General features: G+C 33.9%; 3 protein-coding genes. All 3 read left to right on the forward strand.

The window, feature by feature from the left end; translation table 11 throughout:
* The first annotated feature begins 548 nt into the window (after positions 1-548).
* The 3 genes from F6K13_RS22460 to F6K13_RS22470 all read left to right on the forward strand — a co-directional run bounded on the left by F6K13_RS22460 (position 549) and on the right by F6K13_RS22470 (position 3,832).
* Positions 549-1,406: a M20/M25/M40 family metallo-hydrolase gene (locus tag F6K13_RS22460; RefSeq protein WP_124147045.1), complete on the forward strand. Its 858-nt coding sequence runs from the start codon at positions 549-551 to the stop codon at positions 1,404-1,406.
* Positions 1,407-1,447: 41 nt separating this feature from the next.
* A complete protein-coding gene (locus tag F6K13_RS22465; protein ID WP_124147046.1) occupies positions 1,448-2,701 on the forward strand; it encodes a caspase family protein in 1,254 nt (417 codons plus the stop codon).
* Positions 2,702-2,818: 117 nt separating this feature from the next.
* The gene (locus F6K13_RS22470; RefSeq protein WP_287288431.1) at positions 2,819-3,832 is read left to right on the forward strand and encodes a WG repeat-containing protein; all 1,014 of its coding nucleotides are present in this window, start codon (positions 2,819-2,821) and stop codon (positions 3,830-3,832) included.
* Positions 3,833-3,928 lie beyond the last annotated feature (96 nt).

Below are 3,928 nucleotides of genomic sequence, written 5' to 3' on the forward strand. Positions count from 1 at the left end.
GCCATCATAAAATGAATCAACGCTAAATTTATGGTATTTTCTTCTAAATACTTCTCAATATTTGTTGCATCATCATGAAAAGCCTCTAATTCTATCTTTTGTAATTTATGTGAAAAGAACCAGTGCATTATTTAGTGTGATTTTGGGGAAAATAATTCTCAAAGAAAAAGGCATCAAAGAAAGATTTTTAGGAGCTGCAATTATGGTATTTGGAGTATTTTTAATCGGTATTTCACAACTAAAGTAAGAAGGAAGAAGTTCAACAATGAATAATTAATAATGAATAATTAACAATTACCTCTTCTTTAAAATGGATAGGATAGACTCAGAGGAAAATTTTTCTTTATTATCCCCTGAAAAGGGAAGGCTACCACAATTTTTCGGTAAAAGATAAAAATAAGTAGTGAAGCACAATTAATTGTATATTTGATTCCCTACTACCTACTCCCTACTATTCTCCCTATTCTCTTATTTATCAATTATTTTCCTCTACTCCCTACTCCCTATTCCCTACTCCCTACTCCCTACTCCCTTTTAAATAAGTACTTATGAAATTTAATTTACAAGCAAGATTACAAAATCATCTGAATGAAATAGTACGCGATCGCGACCCATATCTAGCATCAGGAGGGCATTTTTATGTCAGACAATATATCGGTCGGCAGTTGTCACAGTGGGGAAATGTAGAAATTGATGAATTTCAGGTAAGAGGCAAAAACCATCAAAATTTAGTGTTAAATTTATCCTCTATTAATAACAGTAAAAAACAGAAATTAGCACCAATATTAATTGGCGCTCATTATGATGCAGTACCAGGTACACCAGGAGCAGATGATAATGCAACTGGTGTAGCAGTTTTACTAGAATTAGCCAGAGAAATTTCATCTCAACCCTTAAAATATCCAGTTAGTTTAGTTGCTTTTGATATGGAAGAATATGGATTATTAGGTAGTCAGCATTATGCCGAAAAACTCAAACAAAAACAACAGCAACTTAGACTAATGATATCCCTAGAAATGCTCGGTTATTGTGACTCTACTCCCAATTCCCAAAGTTATCCTACAGGATTAAAATATTTTTATCCAAACCAGGGTAATTTTATTGCATTAATTGGCAATTTATTGACCATCATTGATATGTGTCAAATGAGTAGAAAATTTAATAAAATAGGAACGAATTGTCAGCTTTTACCAGTACCAAATCGAGGTTTAATTGTGCCTGATACTCGTCGCAGTGACCATGCCCCATTTTGGGATAGAGGATATAACGCTATAATGATTACCGATACTGCCAATATGCGAAATCCTAATTATCATCAAAAAAGTGATACTATTAACACTTTAAATTTAGATTTTCTCACAGGAGTTTGTCAGGGATTAATTGTCGCTATTAGAAATATTGTGTAAAAAATAAATTAGGAAAAAATCTAGACTAAGATATTATAATTATGCCCAAAAAATCTACAATTAAAAAGCTAATTTTAGGATTAATTTTTCTAGCAGTCGGAAGTAGCCAAAAAGTAGCAGAAGCAGATAATAATTCCACAAAAATCAGCCAACAAAAAACTCATAATTGTCAAATTAATCGACAACAACCAAAATTTTTAGTATTTGGAGGAGGTGGTACTCCAGCGCAAAATGAAATTGCTATTGAAAAAAATGTACTTTACTTTCAACGAACCCTAGAAAAAATCGGATATAACCCATTAGCAGCTACAACATTTTTTGCTAATGGCAATGATGGGCAAGCCACAATTCGCTACATTGATGAATTAGGAAAACAACGATTTAAAGTACCAGAAATTCCGAATATTCAGGGTAAAGCAACATTAAAAAATCTCCTTAATTGGTTTCAAAAAGCTTCTGGAGAAACATCTCATCCCCCTATATTTTTTTACTTTACAGGTCATGGCATCAAAAACCCAAACAATTATAATAATAATGCTCTAATGCTTTGGGAAGACCGACCTCTAACAGTTCATAAATTATCACAAACTCTAGATAAATTACCACAAAATACTCCAGTAGTAACAATGATGGCTCAATGTTTTTCCGGCTCATTTGCGAATATTATTTATCAAGGTGGCGACCCTAATAGACCTATAGCACTTCAGAGCCGTTGTGGTTTTTTTGCTACTATCAAAACTTTACCTTCAGTGGGCTGCACTCCAGAAGTAAACGAATCAGATTATAAAGATTATAGTTCCAGTTTTTTTGCCGGATTAAGTGGTTATAGCCGTATGGGAAAAAGAGTAGCTTCAGCAGATTATAATCAAGACGGAAAAATTAGTTATATCGAAGCTCATAGCTTTGCGAAAGTAGACGAAAAAACAATTGATTTGCCAGTTTCAACTTTAGAAGTATGGTTACAAAATCAGGCAAGTAAAGCCGATATTAAATTTATTTGGGAACAACCAATTATTAATCTTTTATCCAAAGCACGACCAGAGCAACAATATGTAGTTAAATCAATAGTCAAAATGTTGAATTTCGACCCGCAAAAATCTTACATAGAAAATGCTGGAGGAAGTATCACCGAACAAGAAATTAATAATCAAATAGAACGAGCATATTTTCTCCGTTTAGGAATGGAATTAATTAATATTGGTGTAGAAGAAAAAATTATCAAAGCTTCAGATAAAACAGCGATTACTATTCTTGAGCGTCTACTCAAATGCGAAGCAGATATCCCGGGAAGATAGTCAAATAAATAGTACAAATAGATATGAGGCATGGTATAAATGACCAAAACCTAAGAATATTGAATCTAGTTATACAAGTTAAAGAATTAACTAGAAATTGGAGGAAAATTGTACAAAATGAAACGCTCTCTATATTTATTTATAAGTCTAGCTCTTTTAGGGTTAACATCCTGTAGCGCGGTCAAAGAAATTCAGGAATTAATTGACCAACCCCCACCACCAACCCCCACAGCATCCCCTGTCAAAAAAAAAGTAAGAAAATTATTTCCGATTCAGCAAAACGGAAAATATGGGTTTATTAACAAGATGGGTAAAATAGTTATCCCTCCAAGATTTGAGCGGGTAAAAAACTTTTCAGAAGGATTAGCAGCAGTAAAAATTGCAGAAAGGTGGGGCTATATTAATGAACAAGGAGAAATAGCTATCAAGCCAGAATTTGATTCTGTTGTACGTTTTTCCCAATCTTTAGCACCAGTCAAAAAAATTGGTCAGAGATGGGGTTACATTAATAAAAGTGGAGAAATGGTAATTCAACCCCAGTTTGAAGAGGCGGTCTATTTTTCTGAAGGACTGGCACGAGTTACAATTGATGGTAAGTGGGGTTATATCGATCCAACTGGCAAAATAGTGATTCAGCCAGAATATAGAGGACAAACGGGACGCGGGTTCTTTGTTGATGGATTAGCGGCAGTGAGAATTGGTAGTGCTTATGAATATGGGTACATAGACCAGACTGGAAAAGTGGTAATTGAGGCAAAATATGATTTTGCTGGAGATTTTATCAATGGTTTAGCGAGGGTCAAAATTGGGGATAGGTGGGGATATATTGATAAAACTGGTAGAGAGATTATTAGACCACAGTTTGTTTTTAATCAAGAATTCTCTGAAGGGTTAGCAGCAGTAAAAATTGATGACAAGTATGGTTATATAGATATTTCTGGTAACAGAATAATTCAACCGCAATATGATTTTGCTGGCAACTTTTCAGAAGGTTTAGCAGAAGTCAGGATTGATGACAAGTATGGCTATATTAATGCTTCTAATGAGATGATTATTGAGCCAGAGTTTGATAATGCTTTTGGGTTCTCCAATGGTATTGCAGAGGTTAAAAGTAGGAAAAATCTATACTAACTGACTCATAATTGTCAAAAACAGACTTTGAATCTTGGTAACTATCTGACTGTTGAAGTATAGCATTACTTTTGGTAATTGGTATTATATCATGTC

The sequence above is a fragment of the Okeania sp. SIO2B9 genome, assembly GCF_010672505.1.
Lineage (GTDB): Bacteria > Cyanobacteriota > Cyanobacteriia > Cyanobacteriales > Microcoleaceae > Okeania > Okeania hirsuta.

Bases quoted from the DNA above. Each gene is read 5' to 3' on its own strand.
- F6K13_RS22460 (WP_124147045.1), top strand. From the start codon at position 549: ATGAAATTTAATTTACAAGCAAGATTACAAAATCATCTGAATGAAATA.
- F6K13_RS22470 (WP_287288431.1), top strand. From the start codon at position 2,819: ATGAAACGCTCTCTATATTTATTTATAAGTCTAGCTCTTTTAGGGTTA.
- F6K13_RS22465 (WP_124147046.1), top strand. From the start codon at position 1,448: ATGCCCAAAAAATCTACAATTAAAAAGCTAATTTTAGGATTAATTTTT.